Below are 732 nucleotides of genomic sequence, written 5' to 3' on the forward strand. Positions count from 1 at the left end.
CCTGCCCTACGGCGAGCGGGCCAAAATCCATCACGCAAGCCCCGGACCTGACCGCTGGAAACTGAGGTCCGAGACATTTGCCGGCATCGCAGAAGCTGCGGCTGAGCAGTGGGGGCATCACATTCAGGAGAGGGCTGCGGCATGACCGACTTTCGGAAAGGCGACGTCTGCTCGCTTGAGGTAGTGGTGGTCGACGGCCCAGATATGGACGGCGAAGTTCACGTTGCCTACACGGGACCCTTTTCCGGTCGACAACTGGGTTATGTTGCCCCATCCGCCCTCACCCTCATCCGCCGCGCCCCTGTTGATCTGGCGACGTGCGAAATACCGCAGGAAGGGTTGTTGGTTCGGGCCGGCAGCGGTGACCTTGTGACAATGGTCGGTCGCGACGGCGATATGGCTTGGCTGCGCTACGATATGCAGTCCTACGACAGCCGCCTTGTGTCCGACCTCCGCCCCCCCGACGTCCCCACACCGGCGACAGGGGCTCCCGGCCACATCATGATCGGTGATCGCGCGGTGCCGGAGCCGATGAAAAAACACCCAAGGGACGGCGATACGTACTGGTTCCCCGTCATTGACGACGATGGCGAAGCGGGAGCGTTGTCCGACCTATGGGACAACGCTTTTATTGACCACACGTTGTTCATGCTGGGCGGCTGTCACCGAACCGAAGCCAACGCCCGCGCTCACGCAGAGGCAATCATCGCTCTGTCTGCTGGGGAGGGCGTG

General features: G+C 62.6%; 1 protein-coding gene. It reads left to right on the forward strand.

Translation table 11 applies throughout. From position 1 onward, the window contains the following. Nucleotides 1-141 precede the first annotated feature (141 nt). Nucleotides 142-732: hypothetical protein (locus tag IE243_RS22980; protein WP_191321589.1), on the forward strand; the 591-nt coding region annotated here is incomplete at its 3' end.

Source organism: Camelimonas fluminis, assembly GCF_014656355.1.
Taxonomy (GTDB): domain Bacteria; phylum Pseudomonadota; class Alphaproteobacteria; order Rhizobiales; family Beijerinckiaceae; genus Camelimonas; species Camelimonas fluminis.